The following is a 22426-nucleotide window of genomic DNA, read 5'->3' on the forward strand; positions in this document are numbered from 1 at the left end:
AATCATGAAAGCATTGAAGATCAGGGGGAAGAACAGAAAAGCGGGAAGAAACAGCCGGGGTGGATACACGCTGGTTGAGTTGATTGTCGTGATCGTGATCCTTTTGATTCTTGCGGGGGCCACTGTTTTTGGGATCACGAGATGGCTGAGTTTTACAGATTTTAAAAGACAGAATGAATATGCCCAGACCATTTTTGTGGCGGCCCAGAACCAGCTGACAGAATACAGTGAGAACGGCCGGCTGAGTGAGCTTCAGGCTGCTGTTTCAGACGAAGCAGGGGAATATGAGCATGTTCTGGATGTCACAAAGCTTAAGGGAATGGACGGAGAACCGTATAAGTTATCTGAGGTCTGGCCTGAAAGCGACAAGGATACCACCAGGCCCAACGCATCCCGCTATCAAGGAGAGATATGCTCTCTGATCGGAACAAAGGAGGATTATCAAAACTATCTGGCAGGAAACGCCGGAAAGGAAATGACGGCCCTCTATGATATGCTGTCGGCATATCTTTATGATACTTCTATACTTAACGCTGCTGTCTGTGTGGAGTTCACTCCGGAGGACGGCCAGGTGTTTGCAGTCCTTTACAGTGACAAAAGCACAGGATTTGAATATAATCCGGACAACAAGGCCAAACGGAATACCGTGGATATTTCCAACAGAAAGAGTGACTACCGTAAAGCGCGGATGATAGGCTATTATGGAGTGGATACTTTATCCAGAGCCACCAGCACCAAGACGGAAAAGCCTTCCATCGGTGAGGTCAGACTGAATAATGAAGATACTTTAAATTTCTCTTTCCGGCTGACTAAGGTGAAGACGGCGACTCAGGAATTGGTCTATGAGATCGCGGTCTGCGCCAAAGGGACCAAGAATCCCCTCTTAGTATTCACTCTGGACGGAAGCCGGCTGAAAAATGAACTGTTTAAATCGGAGGTCGCATGCGGTGTGACCAGATACAGCTATGATGAAAACGGCAAGAATCCGACGGCGCAGAAGCTGGGAGATTATGAAATTCCCGCCTGGGTGGAAAGCGACGGGACGGTGCGTGTGGTACTGGACGCGGCGGATCTGGGAGCCACCAGTTCTCTTTATTATGATGTATATGAGGCGCTTACGGGAGAGACGGATACTTTGTCACCTGATCTCAGCAAATTCAAGTCCACTTACAGCTTCCGCCGCTTCGGCATAAAGGCGGAGGATATTTACTGTACCGTTCAGGGCTCCGGCGTTTATTATAAGACGACTGCGAAAAAGCAGAGCAATTTGGAGAATGCTTATTTTGGAAGTGTGCGTTCTGTTTCGGCACAGGACCATACTGTGGCTTCATATGCCGTTGAAAACGGACGGCATCTGTATAATATCCGCTATATGGAGGATTATTCAGAGGAACAGAGGGAAGTGGAGGGCTATGAAGACCTTAAGACGGCCGACAGGGTGATTTATCAGCTGACCTCCGATGTGGACTGGAATATCTTCGCTGAGAGCGGCAGCCTGTTTGAGACGAATGAATATGGTGAGACGGGGTCCGTATCCGGAGCCGGTTTTCCTTCTTTTAAGCAGCTTAGGGAATGCGCCGTTTTTGAGGGGAACGGCGGAAAAAGCCATACCATCGGCGGAATTGAAATCTCCGTGAGCCGGAACCAGGAGACGGGGCTCTATGGCGACGGGACGGGAATCAGGCCCGCAGGGCTGTTCTTGAAAAATGCAGGCGTGATAAGATACATTTCCCTGGACCGTATCACCGTGTCAGGAGAGGAGCAGACAGGGGCGTTCTGTGGTGTGAACAGCGGAACGCTGGAGGATCTGACGGTTCTGGATTCAGAACCTTCCACACATCCGAGTACGGTGACGGGAACAGAGGATGTGGGAGGAATCACAGGAGCACAGGAAAATGATGTAAATGAGACGGTCATTTACGACGGTCTGGTAAACCGCGCCCGCGTGACAGGGAACGTTTACGTAGGAGGCATTGTAGGGAGGCTGAAAGCAGAAAAGGACGGCGAGATCCTCGTGGAAGGCTGCCAGAATTACGGACCGGTGGAAGCGTCTGGGGATGATCCCGCGGAGGCCAGATATATAGGAGGAATAACAGGATACAGCGAAAATATTACCGGAGATCATGACGGACTGATCATAAGGGACTGTATCAGTTCTCCTCAGTACACAGATTCGTATCTGGAGGAGATATTGGGAGATCGCGCCGGTCTGGAAAAAAGACTTCGCGGAGTCTATGTGGGCGGCATAGTGGGATATAATAAGTCTGCTTCCATTGAATCCTGCAGCACAGAAGAAGAGACCGGGAAGGAAGGCTATATTTTTGGGTGGCGTTATGTGGGCGGCATTGCCGGCTTCAGTGAAGGCTCTGAAACTGGGATAGACGGCAGCACCGGACATGGAAAAAGCGGTGTGAATGAAGCTAATGTTATCGGCAGTTCTTATGTGGGCGGCATAGTGGGCTGCAGCGCCGGCGTCTGGAAACAGGATGATAACGGCATCCTTATACCGAAAGAGGACAGAAACCTGTCTTTCCAGGTCAAAAATTGGACGAACAAAGGTGTCGTTCTGGCAGCAGACGGATATGCCGGAGGGATTGCCGGTTACAATACGGGACTCATTTTTGCCTGCAGCAGTGAGGTGGACGGAGGCTCTGTCTCAGAAAAACTTTCAGCGGCGGCTTCTCTGAGCGGCGATTATGCCGGGGGAATTGCCGGGTATAACAATGGGATACTGGGCAATACGGCCCGGGATCTTTCCGGCGCCGTTATTTCCGGACAGGGAAAGGCTCTGTCGGTGGTATGCTATGTGGCCGGCCGGAATTTTGTGGGCGGGATAGCCGGATACAACGACGTGGATGCTGTTATTGAGGATTATGAAGTGGCAGGCGGTTATATAAAAGGAAGCGGCTGCTATGCAGGCGGTTATGCCGGTTTCAATGCTTCACTGGCCCTGCTTGCCGATGAGAACGGACAGGGACGTTCCATAAGCGCCGACCCCAATGAAGTGACCGGCACCTACTGCGTGGGCGGAACCGTGGGAGGCAATGTCCTCGCTGCAGAGCAGGAGATCAGCGCGGCTTTCCAGACTGACAATTTCCTTGGCAAGCTGACGGCAGATGCTTTTGCAGGCGGCTTTATTGGTTATAACCGTCTGGTGGCCGGCGATACCTCCAGGGAGGAGATCCGGGCCATGGCAGAAACCAGCGCCGGAGAACTTAAAAATGCCAGCCTGGAGGAGATTGCCGGAATTCTGGACGGCAGCGGGCTGAAGACAGGGAGCGCAAGGCTTGTCATCCGCGGAATGGAAGAAGGTTCGGGGACACAGAGCAAATTCGGAGGAATCACTGCACAGATCTACGCCGGCGGAGTAGTCGGTTACAGCGATAAGGATACGTTTCTTTTGATTCAGGACGTGGTGAACCTGACTCCGGTCACAGCGACAGGATCCATAGAAAACGGGACGGAGCAGCCGGGCAGGCGGACTTATGACGGAAAAATGTTTTCATATTCCTATGCAGGCGGCATCATCGGAAAAGTGGAAAAGAATGTGGTGCTGGATGCCTGCCGGAACCAGGACGTGGGAGATGTGGTGTCTTCCGGAACTTATGTGGGCGGCCTCTGCGAAGTAAATGAAGGCATCATCCGCAACTGCAGCGTTTCCAGTATTGGGAGCGGCAGTTCAGATTATGTGGGCGGTCTCACCGGCGTCAATAAAGCAGGCGGGATCATAGAAAACGGCAGATTCGAAAAGAAAACCGTTACAGGACGAAACTTTGTGGGAGGAATTGCCGCGGAGAATTTCGGGACCATTGACGGCACGGTTGTGGAAAGAGCTTCTGTGACGGCCTACGGTGAAACAGGAAATGTGGGAGGTATCACCGGATATCATTATGGAGAAGCTTTCCTCACTTTGAACCAGGATATTTCTGTAACCGTCACATCCTCCGGCAGCAATGTGGGAGGGGTGGCCGGAACCACGGAGGGGAATCTTGGGCCGGGTCAGGGAGCAGGAACGGTCCGCCTGGAGGGCTCTGTTTCCGGAACAGGAAATGTGGGAGGCATCGCGGGAGACAGCAAGGCAGATCTGATAGAAGGATTTGAGAATGAGGCGTCCGTAAGCGCGGAAGACGGCGCTGCCGGAGGGATCATCGGAAAAGACAGCGGTACTGGCGGAACGATTCGGAGCTGTATTAACCGGGGAAGTGTTTCTTCAGCGAAAAGCGGAGATGCGGGAGGTATCGTCGGGCAGAACCAGGGAACCATACAGGGCTGTAAAGGATATGGAACCGTGTCGGCGTCCAACGGCATCGGAGGCGGCATTGCCGGAGTGAACAACGGAAATATTCAGGGCTGCTTGGTGCAGAAAGAGACAGGAAGCGGGATGCTTTCCTTCATGGGACGAAAATATGCCGGCGGAATCAGCGGCTTAAACAACGGGACCATAGCGGACAGCAGCGTTTCTGGGGTGAAGCTCACCAACCCCGCCGGAGGCAGAGGAGGAGCTCTCGGCGGAATCAGCGGACGGAATACAGGAATAGTTTCCGGATGCAGCGTGGGGGAGAACGGAAAAGCGGCAGAGCTTCTCTCCAACGTCCCGGATGTTTCCATGGGAGGCGTTTCTGGTGAGAACACAGGGACCATTGAAGGAACCAATCCGGAATACAGCCGTGTCTACGCACAGCTTTCCTTTATCCAGACGAACATGTCCTATTACGGGAACTTGGGAGGGATTGCCGGAAGCAACACCGGCGCCATCCGCCGTTATGAGTTCAACGGAACCGTGGAGGGCACGGCGAATGATCCGCAGAACACGCCGGAATATAATCCCAACACAGACTTTGAGACAAATGGAGCGAAGATATACGGGTACGGCGGCATAGCCGGGATAAACGGGAGCTCCGATGCGGGCAGCGGCGGTAGTATTTCTGACTGCCGGGTGAATGTGGCGAAGGTCACTGGTACCGGTGATCCCAACAATGTGTCCAACATCGGCGGCGTGACCGGTGTAAACGGGCAGGGGTCGTCTGTGAGCCGGATTGTGTTCGGTACATCTGCCGGAGAATACCAGGTCAGCCTGAAAGGGAACAGCAAGCTCGATGAAGTGAAGAATGCTGCCGGGTGTGTTTATGTGGGAACTGGTTCGAATACTTCCGCCTACGCCCATACGGGAGGCGTCGCCGGTCTGAATAACGGGACCATCACGGATATCGGCTTTGTAAACGGGACCTATTCGGACAACTGGGATGATACCAGCGTCATCGTGGAAAGTTACAGGGGTCATGTGGGAGGAATTACCGGTTACAACCGGAAGAACGGCGGGATCACATACGCTGCCACAGGAAAGAAATGGGCAGTCTTCGCGCCTCAGAATGGTCAGGACAACGGCTGCGGAGGCATCATAGGCTACAGTGCGTCGGCGAAGGATACCTTATATTGTATTAACCGCGCGGCGGTAGAAAAGACCGTGCCGGCTTCCAACGGTACCGGAGGAATCATCGGAAGGCTGGAATGCGCCACCGGAAGCACCTGGTCTATTCGCTATTGTGAAAATTACGGAAAGGTCAGAGGCGCTAATCGTGTCGGCGGTATGGTCGGCATCTGGAAATATTATGGGGGGACTATTTCAGACTGCGTCAATTATGGAGAGATACAGTCGGACGGCAATGAGGGGAGCAGCGGTATCGTCGGAATGCTCTACGATATCCGGTCTACGGCAGCCAGGGCGGTGCGGTGTGAGAACCACGGCACAATCCGCGGCAGCCGTTCAGGGGGCATCGTCGGTGCATCCTACGGAGGAAAGGCTGTATACATGCAGCTTCAAAGCTGTGTCAACACCGGCCTGATCCAATCAGGGGATAACTGCGGCGGAATCACGGGATCCATCACAAATTACGTGAATGGATCGTATATTACAGCCTGTAATAATTATGGCTATGGAATCGGCGGAGGCAGCATCTGCGGAATCGCGGCAAAAAACACCAGCGGTCTGACGGTATCCAAATGTTTTGGCATTGCGGATACGGTCTGTCCGATTTCGGAAAATGTGGGAGATTCGAACAACTATTATCTGTCCGATGCTCAGGCGGGGACGGAACTCATCTGTTATGACGGGGCCGGAAAAGAGACCAGTCAGGCGCCAAACACTTTTTATGTGAAAAAGATCGATGCGCCGGGCATACTGAAGCCAGAATTCATGAGAAAGCTGGTGCTGGATACATCAGGCCTTTCTGATGGAGACCGTTCTTATTATTCCAATACCCAGTCAGGAACGATCTCTCTGTCTTATACCTTTACATTCAGTACGGCCATAGAGCTGAACAGTATGGATCTTTACTGGAACAGGAATGGAAATGACGGGCGTGTGACGGACTATACCGTGTATTACAGCTCTTATACGGAGGGAGGAACCTGGAAAGAGCTGGCCTCCATGGATAACGCTTCCTCCGGGAACTTTACGGCGGATTCCAAAGAGACGGTGAATGCCGGAAGCCCTGTGGAAGCGCGCAGAGTGCAGATCGTGATCACGAGGTCCATTAAAAAGGGAGGCGCGGGAACCAACGCCTGCCTGATTCGCGCGCATTTTAAAGGGACGGTTTCCGGACAGGATTACGACGGAAGCCAGGGCTATGCTGACTTCGGAAACGGCAGTCTGACCTGTACGAAGTACGATGGGGCAGACAGCAGTCTGTCCTATAAACAGAGCGGCACGGTTTGCACTTACAGCGGGGCTGGATATGAGACCTTCCGTTATAGAGAAGCGTCCGGAGACAGCGGCAGGGGAAGAGGCACCGGCGCCAATGTGCTGCAAATGGGGGAGGGCAGTGCCTATCGTCTTGCTGTCGGCACAGACGGGGAGCAGGTGACGCTGGGCCTTCCGGGTTTTTCCATGAACCCTAAAAAAGAATTCCTCACAGAAAATGTGTCCTCAGATACCTCCTTAAGGTCTATGGGAGATGCAGAAGATAACATCCGTTACCAGGTATTCCTGGCGGATGATCCTTATTTTGATGTGGATGCCTCTGAGACCATATCCAGTCTGGGTGTTCCGGATGGGATCAAAATGGCCGATGTGGGAAATGCCGTATATCAGGCGGAATGGATCCGTGTGCCGAAAGCGGCATTCTATGAATATGAAGCTGTTTATTACGGAGCGGACGGCAGAGAACTGTCGGTGAAACAGGATACCGTCTATGATACGTCGGTTCAGCTTCCCGTTTCCTCCATAGACGGCGATGCTGTCCGTAAGATCGTATTCCGCGTGCGTGCCGGAGCCAATACTATTGACGGAAACGGCGGGGTATCGGAGATTTGGTCATCTTATTCTGATCCGGCGGAGCAGGCGGTCGCGGATGTGCTGCCGGTTCCTCAGTATCATCTGGAATTGGTGAGGGACGGTTCTGATCTGAAATATCAGGCGTTCCTGGACAATCAGGAAGAGTACCGGACATTTCTGCAGGAAAGGGGAAGCGCCGATGTGGAAGCGGATATGGAAAACATTCAGATCACCGTGGATGCGGGCGGGACAGATCTGTCCTTTACGGCGCAGTCCGGAAAATCTGAGGGATATTTTGGGGGAAGCGAGGGCAACTGCCTGTTTTCTTCCTATGCGGTTCACAAGGAAAAGACATTTACCAGCTCTGTGAAACAGCTGAGGGAATCCATGGCGCCGGTTTCCGACAGTTATAAAAGTGGCGACACGGATTTCGCGCAGGTCAGCCTGAAGCCGGATGCAGGAAACGGCGTCGGCTTCATGGGAATCACTTCCGATACCCTCAGCTATCAGCTTAAGATCAGGCACAATAAATATATTTTGTATATGCGGTCAGAGCTGACAGCACTGGACAAAGAACTGGGAGTGCCGGTAGTGCTTTCCAGCTCTCAGCTGCGTACTTCAGACACTACTTCTTCGGCAGTGCCTACCTCCTTAAGCTCCCTTCCTGAGGAGCTTTTGGATGAGTCCGTATACGGAGAACTGATGGTGAGGAGCTATCCGTCCATGATGTCAAATAACATTGTATATACCGGCCATACGGTAGATATTTCTGCGTTTAAAACAGAGATGGGGGCTGTCGGACTTTCTAGGGACGAACTGAAAGAACTTTATGTGGCTGAAAACGGACAGGTGACAGACGCAGTGACCGGAACTCATTTGATCGAGTCAGGGAAACTGGCCGGCGGATTTGTGATCGAGCTGGCATCCGACGGCACCTATACTTTATATTACAATTCTCTTCTGGAGTACAACAATCATCAAAGCTTCGATTATCCGGATTCTGGGCAGGGGAAACAGACTCAGGTGTTTTATTACCGCCTGAATGAGGAAAAGATAAAAGCGTCTGTTCCTGTCGTCCGCGTCAATGACCATGGACAGAATGGGACAGACGGAGATCCCAATGAAGATTTCCTGGTCCTCACCTGGGATCTTGATAAGGACGGATATGAAAATACGTCAGGAGGCCGGAATTATGAAAGCGGAGCCGTTTATGACTATGTGATCGTGGGATATACTGCCGACGGCATAGCTGTACAGCTGGATAAAGGAGTCTATGTCACAGGGACGGACGGAGAAAACAGCCTGATCTACGACATCACTTCCTGGAATTATAAAAAAGCAGAGATATCCGTCAGCAGGAGAGGAAAAGAAAGCCAAAGCGGCATGACGGAGATTTTTCCGGCAGGAGCAGTGAAGACTTGTGAATTCAAACTTAGATTTTCGCAGATTGCAAAGCCGGTTGTTTCTCTGCACAGAAATGAAAGTGGAATCGTAGAGAAGAATTCACTTCTTTATGACGTGACATGGGACGGCATACCGACGGCGGAACGGAGTGAGCTGGCGGGGTATCAGGTGACGGCAGAGCGCTCGGAAGAGGATTCGGGGGCAGTAAGTACGTATGCGGATGAGAATGAATTTGAGGCGGCAAGGCAGGCACTCATGGCGCTGTACGGTGGAAAACCTGGAGTCCAGTCGGCAGAGGAGGAAGGAAAAATCCTTTATTCCTGGAATGAGGATACGGCCGGCGCTTCCATAAGTAAGACCATGATCATCCAATGGAAGAAGAGCGAAAACGATTCTGTCTGGACAATGGAACGGAGTCTGGAGACAGTCTGGATTTTTGAGATATCGAAGGACAGCCAAGATGCCGGAGGAGACGTTCTGACCCGAATGATCGATCTGAACGACTATGAACGCGGCGAGACGCTGGATATTTCTGTGAAAGCCCTGGCCGCAGCGGATGCCGGAATCTACCGGGACGGATCCAAGGGAGTGATACGCAGTATGACGCTTCCCAGCCGACTGGATGTGCCGGATGTGGAGGAGATGACAGGAAGCCCGGCGTACCGAGTACACGGGGACCAGGGAGCGGATGGAACTGAAAAACCTTTTATGACCCAGAAAGAACTTGTGGCAGACGGTATAAAGCTGGTATTTGAACCGACGTCAGAGAGCGGAATCCTGCAGGGGAAATATGAAATAGCGGCGGCCGTCTATGACAGCAGAGAAGACGCTGATTCGGAAAAAATCATGTATACAGGAGACGGTGACGGCAGTCAGGCGGGATACTGGAACTACGGGGCGATTGAGACAGTGATCACGAAAGCTTCCGCAGCCTCGATGGGAGGAAACTTCCTCCGGTCTGAATATACGATGGAAAGTCTGTCGGCGGATTATGCAGGAAAATGGCTTAAGATTGCCATGAGGAGCGTATCCGACAGCAATGTCAGCTCCATGTGGTCCGATGAGGATGAGGCGGCAGATGGAACCGTAAATTATAAGTGGATTCGTATCCCGCGTATACAAACGAGCGCTCCGGAGATGGAAGAGGGCGCCAGGACATTATACTACATGGACGGAAAATGGAAGGGGGATTTCTCCCAGACCGAAGCAGGCACGGATGATCTGGCCGTTTCACAGACTGCTCTTACCTTCAAGGAACAGAGCTATGGAGACGGATACCAGGTACAGCTTGTAAGAGCTGGGGAGGATTCTGAGATAACCGGCACGGCGGAGGATCATACGGTCTATTATGCGGACTGGATCTATCTGGAGAAAAATGGAGCAGGGGGATACCATGTGTTTTATTCTTCCTCCGTTCCTTCTTTTCAAAGGGAAAACTGGATGGATCCGAATGCGCCTGTCTGCATGGCCGACGATCTGGCGGTTTATCTGGGCGATGTCGGTCCTGAGACGGCTTATGTAAAACTTCCCTATACCGGAACGGCCTGGGAATCCGCTGCTGATTCCGCATCAGAGGTCACAGCCATATCAGCGTTCCAGTGGGCGGACGGCGTGTTTACACTGATACTTCCGGATGTCATATCGGTGGGAAGCGGCGACAGTGCGTATTTTGACAGCGCTTTCCTGTTTACGGCTCATGTGTCGGCGCGCACCAGGGTTTCTGAGGAGAATCTGGAGTGGTATGAGAACTCTGAAATAGCGGGATGGTACCGGACTGCAGGTGCAGCCGGCGAGCACGGAACTGCGGCAGAGACAAGGGAAGAATTTCAGCCCGCGCCGTCTCTGACGGTGAGCCTGAGCGCTTCCTCACGGCCTGGAACCGCCTATGAGATTTCAGCCGTATCGGATAAATGGCTGGTCTTTGAGGTCTCTGTCAAAGACGGCGCCGGCGGTGTATACAGCAGAAGACGGCTGAGCGCCGCAGGCGCGGGGACTAGTGATATTTCCTCACTTCTTCTTTTATCGGACGGAGAATACGCCGCTTTTGCGGGAAAGACTCTGGATGTGCGGGCTGCTTCTGTGGATATGAAAACAGGAGGACTCAGTGAGTGGACAGAATGGGTGTCTCTCGGCATTCTGCCGGAGCTCATTTTAGAGGCTCCTGTGGTATCAGAGACTTCCGTATCCTCATTGAACGGGATCATAAATAAAGAGAACAGGTCAGAATCCGTTTCAAATCTGCCTGGAAAGACTTATAGCTGGATGTCGAATGCGAAAGCGTCAGGCTATGACATTCTGTCTGGCGGCCAGTCAGGGAGGATTGGTCTGGAGACAGGGACCTATGTTCTTGCCACGCTGACGGCAGAAAGTAACAGTGGAGGGACTTCAGGAACACTTTCGGTGGAGGTGGCTGTTTCAGTTACGGAGACTTCTTCCGGGTACCGCTTCACCCTTACAGTGCCGGATGATACCGTGACAGTGGATACAGGAGACGGTTTACAGGTATTTCGGTTTGAAAACAGTACAGAGATCCGGGGCGTGCCGGAAGATCCAAATTACCAGGTCAGGGCATACGTAAGTCCATCATAAGCAGTAATTATGCAGGGAAAGGAGACAGAGGATGAGTGTTAAAAATCTGAGAAAAAAAGACGGATCCGCGCTCCTCAGCGCAGTAGTGGTCATGGCGGTGGTCATGCTCTTAAGCCTTTCCCTGCTGCTCATCTCTTATTCTCTGTTCCATACAGTAAATAAACAGCAGAATGATGCTCAGTGCAGGGAGCTTGCCCAGAGCCTGAGCAGGGCCCTGGAGGAAGAAATCACCATTCCGCCTTTTGCGTCCTACAGGGAACAGGAAACGGCATTAATTGAGGGAAGCTGCCCTCTTTGGTTTTATTTGAGATACAATGTCTGGCAGAGCAGCTGGCCTTATTTCAACGCAGAAGAGCGGGGTCATACCGCGGCCTACGCGTACCGGTATTTTAAGCTGGACCCATCCGATAGCGGCCTGGACGGGGCGGAACTCATGGATGATATTTCCGTGATGATCTACTGGGAAAGTGAGTCTGGGGCTGAGGCAGCAGGGACTCCTCTGGTGATACGGGTCAGCTGCAGAAAGGGCAGACAGGAGAGCACCATAACATCTGCTTATGAGCTGATCGTAGGGAGTACCGATTACAACGATGCGCCGGAGGAAAGCTATACGCCGGCGGGACAGGGAGTGAATCCCAATGGGAATTACATTGAGAATGAGAAGATATGGAGCTGGAGCCTGAATATCAGAGAGTGACAAGGAGACCGGTATGAAAAAAAGCATAATAGGACAAAAGAGCAAAAAAACAGATACGGCCGGTTCTACTATGGTGGAGGTGTTGGTGGCTTTTCTGATCGTGATGATCATGGTGGTGATGTTTTCCAAGGTGATCGCGGTATCGGCTGATATGCTGAAACGGTCCCAGCAGATGACCGCAAGGTATGAGACTTTCAATGAGAACTATTATAAGACAGAGAACAGAAAACGAAGATCGGAAATTGGCGGCCTGACATTACGCCTTTCGGTGGATACAGAAAAGACTGCTGCGGGGAACAAGGCGAAGGGCGCCAGCCTGGAGCTTCCAAAGACTGGTCTTCAGGTTTATACGGATACGGAGACTGGTCTGAAAATGTACTCCTTTCAAAGCCAGGAGAGCGAAGCAGCGACGGATTAGCAGAAACGCAAGGGGTATGAAGGATGGCAGACAAGAGGTATCATGGGAAAGTGGATAAGAAGAGAAATAAAAGGAGGATTCTGAGAGACAAAGGCGGAGTGACCCTTGTGGAGCTTGTAGTGGCCTTCGCACTTTTAGGTTTGTTTCTTGCGCTTTCCTGCCAGGTCATTGCTTCCTGTATGAGAGTATATTATCAGGTCAAGGGAGCGTCTTATGGCCGGCAGGTTACGGAAACCTTGTTGGATAAGATCACCGGTGAGATTGAAGGAGCCCAGGTAAGTATTGCAAGGGGGACGGGAGAGAGCGAAGACAAGACTCTGAAAATATACGGAGATGGCCGGGTGATCGAGCTCTATGACAGAACAGGGAGCCATATCTGCATCACCACGGCCCTTGCAAAGGAGGAGATAAGGGATCCGGAAAACGCAGATCTCAGTACAGAAGCGTATCAGGGAGCTGGTAATCAGCTTCTGATCTATTATTATGCGGTGCTGAGCAGCGTACCCGGCGCCGGCGGGAGCGAGACAAGGGTCACCCGTTATGAGGCGGTGGACTGGACCTTTGATAAAGCGTCCTATATGGGGTACGGTGTCGAAACGCTCCGGTTTTCTCAGGCGGATCCGACTGGAACGGTCTATCCCAAAAATGTGATAAAAGTGGAGCTTAAAATAAAGAGCGGACGGTACGGAAGCTATAAAGCTGTCCGGTATGTGGAGTGTTATAATTTCTCGGAACCGGCAGATTTTGACAAAATCATCGATGAAGACGGTTCCGGAGGCGGGACAGATCCCGTGGAAGCGGATACGGAACCGACGGAGCCTTCGACGGAGCCCACCACAGAATCCCCTACAGAGCCTTCCGGTGAGCTTGCGCCCGGAAAACCTTCTGATATGGATTTTACAGACGGGACGGAAGATATGGATTCGCTGGTAAAAGCCCTTGATGAATATTTCAGCTCCGGATGGAATGAGACGCAGATCGTGGACAAAAATGGAACAGCCGGAACGGTATATTACAAGATCACGGAAAACAATGGCAGGAAATATATTACTGTCTACCGATGCGGTCTTGATATCGACAAAGGTGATCTGAAAAATTTTGCAGAAGCTGTGACGGGAGATAAAAACAACCGGATGATCGACATCAACAACGAAGTTTTGTCCAATAACTCTGACAGTAAGAAACTTTTAGAGGCTCTGGGGGAAAACTATTCGGAAGAATATAAACAGATAAACCTTTATTTTGATACGGAACGGAAAAAACTGATGGGTGTGAAATATAATTATCACGATGGGCAGGATCAGAAAAATCATTGGGGCTATTACGGAGATCATAAGGAAGAAGATATTCGGGCTTAGTCTTTGAACAAGTAAAAAGTGCGGAGCTGACGGGAAGGAGTGAGCGTATGACGGTCTGGAATCCATGGCATGGGTGCCGGAAGCTGTCGCCCGGATGTACGAACTGTTACGTATACCGCAGGGACGCGGAATTCGGAAAGGACAGCAGCCTGGTCTCCAAGACAGCCGGTTTTGCCCTGCCGGTGCAGAAGAACAGAAAAAAAGAATACAAGCTCCAGTATGACGGAGAGCCAGTGTATACTTGCATGACTTCAGATTTTTTTCTGGAGGAAGCGGATACATGGAGGGAAGATGCCTGGGGCATGATACGGGAACGACAGGACCTGTTCTTCATCATTATCACTAAACGGATTCAGCGGTTTTATTCCGGGCTTCCCACTGACTGGGGAGACGGGTACGGGAATGTGGAGATCATGTGCACTTGTGAGGACCAGAGGAGGGCAGACGAGCGTCTCCCGGTTTTTCTGGAGCTTCCCATCCGCCACAGGGGAATCGTCCATGAGCCCATGCTGGAATCCATCTGTATTGAGCCGTACTTGGCATCGGGAAAGATAGGCCTGGTCATCTGCGGCGGGGAATCAGGCTCCGGAGCGAGACTCTGTGATTTTGGCTGGATTCTTTCCACTATGGAACAGTGTGTGAAATATGATGTCCCGTTTCACTTTAAGCAGACAGGGGCAAAGTTCAAAAAAGGAAACAAGGTCTATCATATCGAGAGGAAGGACCAGATGGAACAGGCGGCCAGGGCGGGAGTGGATTATAGATTTGGAGGATAGACATGGAGAGAAGACCAAAGGATGGAAATAGAGCAGAATGCAGCCGTGCGGAACGGGCCGCGGAATTTTTCAGCCAGGGATATAACTGCTGCCAGTCGGTGTTCCTTGCCTTTTACGATAAATACGGGATTGAGCAGGAAACGGCGCTCCGTCTGGCATGTTCCTTTGGAGGGGGCATGGGCCGGATGCGGCAGGTCTGCGGGGCAGTGTCTGGGATGGCCCTGGTCTGCGGCCTGGAGACCGGAAACACAGACTGCGGGAACCAGCGGGCAAAGACTGAAAACTATAAAACCATGCGCCGTTTGGCAGAAGCGTTTCGGAAAGAAAACGGGAGCATCATCTGCGGCGAGCTTTTGGGACTTACGGACACGGAAAAGAAGGCCGAGACAGCGGCGCCGTCTTACCGCACCGCCGAATATTATAAAAAACGTCCCTGCAAAGAACTGGTGCGGTGCGCTGCGGAGATTCTGGAAAAAGAATTTTATTAAAACCTCGTTGACAAATTCAGGCGTAGTGATATAATTATGTCTATATCAAATATGGGAATACGTTGATGAGACCAGTAGGATGCAGGAATGTCCAGAGAGAAGGGATTTAAGGTGGAAGCCCTTTACAGGAGAGCATATCGAAGACCAGCTCGGAGCGGCTTTAATACAGCCCGGCAGGCGCCGTTACCGCCGCTTAAGTGGATTCCTGGAATCAATCAGGGTGGAACCGCGGATTAAAAGTTAATTCGTCCCTTGTCGTGCAGTGTGCGTGGCAGGGGATTTTTTATTACATAGGGAACGAAGTTTCCTATGTAATAAAAAATGCTCCGCAGGATCGCACTGCGGTGCGCATAGTGACCTCGCTGCAGCGGAAAGGAAGGTATAGAAACCATGAAATGTAAGAAATGTTTATGCAAAGCCTGGCTGGAAAGTGACTGGAGCAAGAAAGACAAGACACTGTATCTTATGATCACATTAATGGCAGGATTCATCGCCGGCATGTTTTTGTCGCCGGCAAAAAAGAAGATTCTGTTTTTAAGAGACAATGACTGGGAGCTCTGCGAAGACGCCTCCGGGGATGACAAATAAGGCATATATAGAGAAGAAGGAGAAAACAAATGAAGATTACTTTAAAAGACGGATCGGTGAAAGAGTATAGTGAGCCGAAATCCGTTATTGAGATTGCGGCAGATTTAAGCGAGGGCCTGGCCAGAGCAGCCTGTGCCGGTGAAGTGGATGGAGTGGCCGTGGATCTGAGGACGGCAGTGGACAAGGACTGCAGCGTGAATATTCTGACCTTTAACGATGAAGAGGGAAGAGCGGCGTTCCGCCATACCGCCTCCCATATCATGGCTCAGGCTATCAAACGTTTGTATCCTGATGTAAAACTGGCCATCGGGCCTTCCATATCCGATGGATTTTATTATGATATTGACAGTGAAGAACCTCTTGCCGCGGAAGATCTGGAGAAGATTGAAGCGGAAATGAAAAAGATCGTGAAGGAGGCTCTTCCGCTGAAGAGGTTTACGAAGCCCAGAGAAGAGGCGATCGCGTTTATGAAGGAGAAAGAAGAGCCTTATAAGGTGGAACTGATCGAAGACCTTCCGGAGGATTCCATTATCAGTTTTTATGAGCAGGGCGAGTTCGTCGACCTCTGTGCCGGCCCTCATCTGATGACAACAAAGCCTGTGAAAGCTTTTAAGCTGACCAGCATTGCCGGCGCCTACTGGAGAGGCAGTGAAAAAAATAAGATGCTGACCAGGATCTATGGCACGGCGTTTCCCAAAAAGGCGGATCTGGAGGAGTATCTCCAGAAGATTGAAGAAGCGAAGAAGCGCGACCACAGAAAGCTTGGCAAGGAGCTGGGCCTTTTCATGATGAGTGACGAGGGACCCGGTTTTCCGTTCTTCCTTCCCAAAGGAATGGTGCTCAAGAACACACTGCTGGATTACTGGAGAGAGATCCATAAGAAAAACGGGTATGTGGAGATTTCTTCTCCGATCATTTTAAACCGTCATCTGTGGGAGACCTCCGGACACTGGGATCATTATAAAGAAAATATGTACACGACAGTGATCGATGAGCAGGATTATGCCATTAAGCCCATGAACTGCCCCGGCGGTATTCTGGTATACCAGTCGGAGCCCAGGTCTTACCGTGACCTGCCCCTTCGGATGGGAGAACTGGGCCTGGTACACCGCCATGAAAAATCCGGACAGCTGCATGGACTCATGCGTGTCCGCTGCTTTACCCAGGACGATGCTCATATCTTTATGATGCCGGATCAGATTCGCGGTGAGATCAAGGATGTCGCCCGCCTGATCGATGAAGTATACAGCCTGTTTGGATTCAAGTATCATGTAGAATTGTCCACCCGTCCGGAAAACAGCATGGGAAGCGACGAGGACTGGACGATGGCTACAGACGCGCTCCGCGGCGCGCTGGATGACCTGGGTCTTGACTATGTGGTAAATGAAGGCGACGGAGCTTTCTATGGTCCTAAGATTGATTTTCATTTGGAAGATTCCATTGGAAGGACCTGGCAGTGCGGAACTATTCAGCTGGATTTTCAGCTTCCCCTGCGGTTTGAGATGGAATACATCGGTGCTGACGGCGAGAAGCACAGGCCCATCATGATCCACCGTGTGGCGTTTGGTTCCATCGAACGTTTTATCGGTATCCTGATCGAACATTTTGCGGGCGCATTCCCCACATGGCTGGCTCCTGTACAGGTGCGCGTACTGCCTATCTCCGACAAATACATCGATTATGCGAAAAAAGTATCCGGTGCCCTTTTAGCAGCAGGAATCCGTACAGAGATTGATTTGAAGTCAGAAAAGATAGGTTATAAGATCCGGGAAGCGCAGCTCCAGAAGCTGCCTTATATGCTGATTGTGGGGGAAAAGGAAGAGGCTGATGGGAAGGTGTCTGTGAGAAGCCGTTCTGACGGCGACGAAGGACAGAAGACGCTGGAAGAATTTCTTGTATCCATCCAGGAGGAGATCCGGACGAAGGAAATTAAAAAAATGAAAACTGAAAAATAAAAGGCGGGCATAAAACAGTGAAATTGGTGCAGACTAATTCTGACTACCATATATAAAGGAGGAACAGTCATGACTAATTTGAGCTGTAGTGCGGAAACCTGTGTTCACAATTCCGACAAATGCTGCTGCAAGGGAGAGATCCTGGTAGACGGTGCAAATGCAAAATGTTGCAGCGAGACCTGCTGTGCCAGTTTTGACGAGCGTGTTCAGGGATGTTGTACCAACGAGTACGAGACCCCCTGCCATGCCCTCAATGTAGAGTGTGAAGCAGAGTCTTGTATCTTCAACGAGTCAAGGAAATGTACGGCTAAGGAAATCTCCATCGCCGGACATGGCGCGAAGAACGCAAATCATACGGAGTGTGCAAGCTACCGCAGCCGCTAAACGGAAGAAAGACAGAGAAAAAAGGAATGCCATGGAGATATTTTCTTCGTGGCATTCCTTTTTACAGAAACATAAATGCCATGCCGCGCTCATTACAGATCTGCAGGAAAGAAGGGGGCCAATGAAACGGTATTTTCAAAATGTAACATATATAGTTCGGAGTATTTTCAGCAATTGGAGAGTCCTGCTGTTATTTGAATTCGTTTATATGCTGATCGGAAGCCTTGGTCTCTATCCCTTCTTCCGTTTTCTGCTCAGGAAGTCACTTGCCCATATAGATGCGGCTTATATTGAACTGGGTAATCTTCTCATATGGCTGCGCCAGCCTCTTACTCTTCTTGTTCTTCTTGTGTGCTTCGTGCTGGGCGGTCTTTATATCTTCTATCAGATGAGCGCCCTGGCGCTTTACTTTGACTGTGCCCGAAAGAAGGAGAATTTATCCTTTTTTTCTTTGTGGAAGGAAGCATTTGTAAAAGCCTTTCCGGTGCTTTTGCCGAAAAACTGGGCGCTGCTGTTTTTTGTGCTGGCGATATTTCCGCTGACCTCCCTGTCCCTTACGCCGGCTGCCCTTACGAAGGTCCGCATACCGGAATATTTTGTTGATTTTTTTAAGGGGCAGGGCAGTCTGTATTATTTTTATATTGCGGCGCTTATCGGGCTCAATATCCTGGTATTTTATATGCTGTTTGTTATACCAGTGTTCCTTCTGGAGAAAAAGAGCTTTCTTTCCGCATTCCGGGAGAGCAGGAAGCTAATGAAAAAACATTTTTTGAAAACACTTATTTCCTATGTCATGTGGCAGATAGGGGTGACGGTGGTATTTGTTCTGCTATGGTGCGGAGCGATATCGCTCCTCAGTCTGCAGTATTATCTTATGCCGGATTCTGTCTCGTCCGCGGCGGGATTCCAGCTGGATTATATGCAGCTTAAACAGTATGCGGGCTTTATATTCCAGATTATCACGTTCACCGGAAGTCTGGCTATCATCATGTATTCCTATTTCAGACGCACGGGTCTGGAAGTCATGGAGGAAAAAAGAAAAAAGAAACATTCATGGAAAACGGCGGTTCTCGGCGTCCTGGAGGTGATCTTGATCGTAATGGCGCTGGGGTTTTATTTTGATTACCAGGGAAATGCCTCAGCGGAATACAATATCATGCGAAAGCCTATAGAAGTCGTGGCTCACCGGGCGGGGACGCTTTTTGCGCCGGAGAATACGATACCCGCTCTGGAATATACCATCAGCACAGGGGCCGCCTACGCGGAGATCGATGTACAGCAGTCCAGGGACGGGGAGCTGTATATTCTTCACGATACCAACTTCAGGCGTACTGCCGGCGTGAATAAAAATGTATGGGATGTAACATCGGATGAGATCGATACTTACGATGCGGGAGTTCTGTTTTCGGGGCAGTTCAAGGGTACAGGGATTCCAAGGCTTGAGGATATGATAAGAGCCGCGGATGGGAAAATAAAACTGATGATAGAGCTAAAGGAAAATGGACATAGTCAGGGGCTGGCGGAAAAGACCGTAAAGCTCATTAAAGAATATGGATTTGAAGACCAGTGCGTGATCGCGTCCATGGATCTGGAATTATTGACAAAGGTGAAGGGGCTGGAAAGCAAAATGACGACTGCCTACATCGCTCCCGTGGCCTACGGAGATTATTATGATCTGGAGCAGGTGGATATTTTCAGTGTAGAAGCCACCTTTGTGAATCACGATATGATAAATTCCCTGCACAGGTGCCAAAAGCAGGCGTTTGTGTGGACGGTCAACAGAGGCGGAGAATTTAAGCGTCTGCTGTCCATGGACATCGACGGAATCGTGACCGACAATCCGGAGCTCGCTTTCTATTATAAGCAGGCGGGCAAAAGGGACGATTTTATGGATGAGATCATGAAAATTTTATTTCCGGAGAGCAGTGCTTTGATGCAGATGGAGGGATGAAGACAATTCATCCTGCAAAAAGAGGAAAAGTACTTGCACTTTACTCTGATAATGTGCTACTATTACGTAGTCAACAATAAACGAGGGAGGATTTATCATGAAAAAACTAATGGTATTGTTAATGACGACGGCCTTGATCGTTGCTTCATTAGCCGGTTGCGGCGGCAAGGATGCGAAAGAAACGACATCGGCCAAAAAGACGACGGAAGCCGCCAAGGATGAGACGACAAAGGCGGCGGATAATGGTGAGAGCAAGGCGGAAGAAAAGACGACGGCTGCTGAAGAGGGTTCTGAAAGCGGTACGTTTACGGTGGGGTTTGACCAGGATTTCCCGCCCATGGGATTTGTCGGCGATGACGGCGAGTTTACCGGATTCGATCTGGAGCTTGCGGCGGAAGTGGCGAAGAGACTCGGACTGGAGATCAAATATCAGCCCATCACCTGGGATTTCAAGGATATGGAGCTTAATTCAGGGACGATCGACTGTATATGGAACGGTTTTACCATGAACGGCCGTGAGGATGAATATACCTGGTCAGAGCCTTATCTGGACAACAAGCAGGTTTTTGTAGTGAATGCCGAAGCAGGCATCGTCACATGGGATGACTTGAAGGGAAAGGCTGTGACTGTACAGGTGGATTCTTCTGCCGAGGCGGCTCTCAAGGACGATCCAGATCTGACGGCTACCTTTGGAAGTCTTGATACCTGTGCGGAATATAATACGGCATTTATGGAGCTTGAGTCTGGTGCGGTGGACGCCATTGCCATGGACGTCGTGGTTGCCGGATACCAGATCGAGAGCCGCGGATCAAACTTTGTCATATTGGAACAGGAGATCTCCACAGAAGAATATGGAATTGGATTTAAAAAAGGCAACGAGGAGCTTCGGGACAAGGTACAGGCTACTTTGGAAGAGATGGCAGAAGACGGCACCATGTCTGAAATTTCCATGAAATGGTTTGGCTCTGACATCACCACCATTGGAAAATGACCGGACGTTTATAGTATGAGCGCGTTTTTGAGGAGGAGTCCATGAAAAGCTTTAGTCTTCTGATTTCCCAACTGGGAGCAGGCATGGCCGCGACCGTAAAGATTTTCTTTCTGACGCTGGTTTTTTCTCTGCCTCTGGGACTTTTGCTGTCCTTCGGGCGGATGTCTAAGAACTTCTTTGTCCGGAATCTGTCAAAATTGTATATATCCATTATGCGGGGCACGCCGCTGATGCTTCAGCTGGTCGTGGTGTATTTCGGACCGTATTTTCTCTTTAATATGCAGATTTCCTCTGCCTACCGTTTTCCGGCGGTCGTCATTGCCTTCGTGCTGAACTATGCGGCTTATTTTGCGGAGATCTACCGGAGCGGCATTGAATCCATGCCGGCGGGGCAGTATGAGGCGGCCAAGCTTTTGGGATATTCCAGGACGCAGACATTCCTGAAGATCATCCTGCCACAGGTCATCAAGCGGATTCTGCCGCCGGTGACCAACGAAGCTATTACGCTGGTGAAGGATACTTCTCTGTCCTTCGCAATCAGCTACGTGGAGATGTTTACCGCGGCGAAAGCGCTCGCCACATCCTGGACCTCCATGATGCCTTATCTGGGCGCAGGTGTCTTCTATTACATTTTTAATCTGCTGATAGCGGGGATCATGGGCTTTGCTGAGAAAAAACTCAATTACTACAGATAGGAGGGAATGTCATGAGCCTGTTGGAAATGAGTCATATCAAAAAACGGTTTGATGATCTGGAAGTGCTTACGGATATTTCCCTCACGGTAGATGAAGGGAATGTTTTGGGGATCATCGGGCCTTCCGGTTCGGGAAAATCCACACTTCTGCGCTGTGCTGTCATGCTGGAAAAGGTGGACTCCGGAGAAATTACATATTTGGGAGAGAAAGCCGTATGGGATGGGCAGAACGGCCGGGCAGTGTATGCGCCTAAGAAAAAGCTCAGAGAGATCAGCAGAAATTATGGGCTGGTATTCCAGAACTTTCATTTGTTCCCCCATTATTCTGTCCTTAAAAATGTGATGGACGCGCCGGTGCATGTGCTGGGGCAGTCTAAGGAGGAGGCCGCGCAGTCGGCAATGGAGCTTCTGAAAAAAATGGGACTGGAAGAAAAGGCGGGAGCTTATCCGTATCAGCTGTCCGGCGGACAGCAGCAGCGGGTCTCCATTGCGAGAGCGCTGGCCATGAATCCGAAGGTGCTTTTCTTTGATGAACCCACCTCTGCTTTGGATCCGGAGCTAACCGGTGAGATTCTTTCTGTTATCCGGAGCCTGGCGGCGGAGAAGATGACTATGGTGATCGTGACCCATGAGATGAGTTTTGCGCGGGATGTGGCCGACCATATTATTTTTATGGACGGCGGTGTGATCGTGGAGCAGGGAGCGCCGGAACAGGTGATTAACAGCCCGAAAAACCAGAGGACCATGGATTTCCTGTCAAGATTTCAGAACTGAACTTTACGGCAGAGAGATTAAACTGATAGATGGAAAAACTGGTTGACAAGAGAACGCAGACATGGTATTATATAAAAGCTGTGTTA

At 50.6% G+C, this 22426-nt stretch carries 13 protein-coding genes; all 13 read left to right on the plus strand.

Going from position 1 to position 22426, the window contains the following annotated elements; translation table 11 throughout:
• Positions 1–4: 4 nt before the first annotated feature.
• The 13 genes from LQE92_RS07205 (at position 5) to LQE92_RS07265 (ending at position 22340) form a co-directional block, all read left to right on the plus strand.
• Positions 5–11266, plus strand: a complete 11262-nt coding sequence (locus LQE92_RS07205; RefSeq protein ID WP_231062321.1) for a discoidin domain-containing protein — start codon at positions 5–7, stop codon at positions 11264–11266.
• Positions 11267–11297: 31 nt separating this feature from the next.
• Positions 11298–11963 carry a hypothetical protein gene (locus tag LQE92_RS07210; RefSeq protein ID WP_231062322.1) on the plus strand — a complete coding sequence of 222 codons (666 nt, stop codon included), beginning with the start codon at positions 11298–11300 and terminating at the stop codon, positions 11961–11963.
• A gap of 13 nt (positions 11964–11976) precedes the next feature.
• Positions 11977–12381, plus strand: coding sequence for a hypothetical protein (locus LQE92_RS07215; RefSeq protein ID WP_231062323.1), 405 nt, complete (start codon positions 11977–11979; stop codon positions 12379–12381).
• 23 nt (positions 12382–12404) lie between these two features.
• Positions 12405–13739 carry a prepilin-type N-terminal cleavage/methylation domain-containing protein gene (locus LQE92_RS07220; protein WP_231062324.1) on the plus strand — a complete coding sequence of 445 codons (1335 nt, stop codon included), beginning with the start codon at positions 12405–12407 and terminating at the stop codon, positions 13737–13739.
• Between the two features lie 47 nt (positions 13740–13786).
• Entirely contained in the window at positions 13787–14515 is a 729-nt protein-coding gene (locus LQE92_RS07225; protein WP_231062325.1) for a DUF5131 family protein, read from the plus strand.
• A gap of 2 nt (positions 14516–14517) precedes the next feature.
• Entirely contained in the window at positions 14518–15003 is a 486-nt protein-coding gene (locus LQE92_RS07230; protein ID WP_231062326.1) for a C-GCAxxG-C-C family protein, read from the plus strand.
• A 390-nt stretch (positions 15004–15393) separates the two neighbouring features.
• Positions 15394–15591 (plus strand): hypothetical protein, encoded by a 198-nt coding sequence (locus tag LQE92_RS07235; protein ID WP_231062327.1) that lies wholly within the window; start codon positions 15394–15396, stop codon positions 15589–15591.
• Positions 15592–15620: 29 nt separating this feature from the next.
• Positions 15621–17546 (plus strand): threonine--tRNA ligase, encoded by a 1926-nt coding sequence (thrS, locus tag LQE92_RS07240; protein ID WP_231062328.1) that lies wholly within the window; start codon positions 15621–15623, stop codon positions 17544–17546.
• 69 nt (positions 17547–17615) lie between these two features.
• Positions 17616–17930: a DUF1540 domain-containing protein gene (locus LQE92_RS07245; protein ID WP_231062329.1), complete on the plus strand. Its 315-nt coding sequence runs from the start codon at positions 17616–17618 to the stop codon at positions 17928–17930.
• A gap of 121 nt (positions 17931–18051) precedes the next feature.
• Positions 18052–19881, plus strand: coding sequence for a glycerophosphoryl diester phosphodiesterase membrane domain-containing protein (locus LQE92_RS07250; protein ID WP_231062330.1), 1830 nt, complete (start codon positions 18052–18054; stop codon positions 19879–19881).
• 97 nt (positions 19882–19978) lie between these two features.
• A complete protein-coding gene (locus tag LQE92_RS07255; RefSeq protein ID WP_231062331.1) occupies positions 19979–20872 on the plus strand; it encodes an amino acid ABC transporter substrate-binding protein in 894 nt (297 codons plus the stop codon).
• Positions 20873–20913: 41 nt separating this feature from the next.
• The gene (locus LQE92_RS07260; RefSeq protein WP_231062332.1) at positions 20914–21567 is read left to right on the plus strand and encodes an amino acid ABC transporter permease; all 654 of its coding nucleotides are present in this window, start codon (positions 20914–20916) and stop codon (positions 21565–21567) included.
• 11 nt (positions 21568–21578) lie between these two features.
• The gene (locus LQE92_RS07265) at positions 21579–22340 is read left to right on the plus strand and encodes an amino acid ABC transporter ATP-binding protein (protein WP_331001262.1); all 762 of its coding nucleotides are present in this window, start codon (positions 21579–21581) and stop codon (positions 22338–22340) included.
• Positions 22341–22426 lie beyond the last annotated feature (86 nt).

This window comes from Lientehia hominis, assembly GCF_021044755.1.
GTDB classification, from domain to species: Bacteria; Bacillota; Clostridia; order Lachnospirales; family Lachnospiraceae; genus Lientehia; species Lientehia hominis.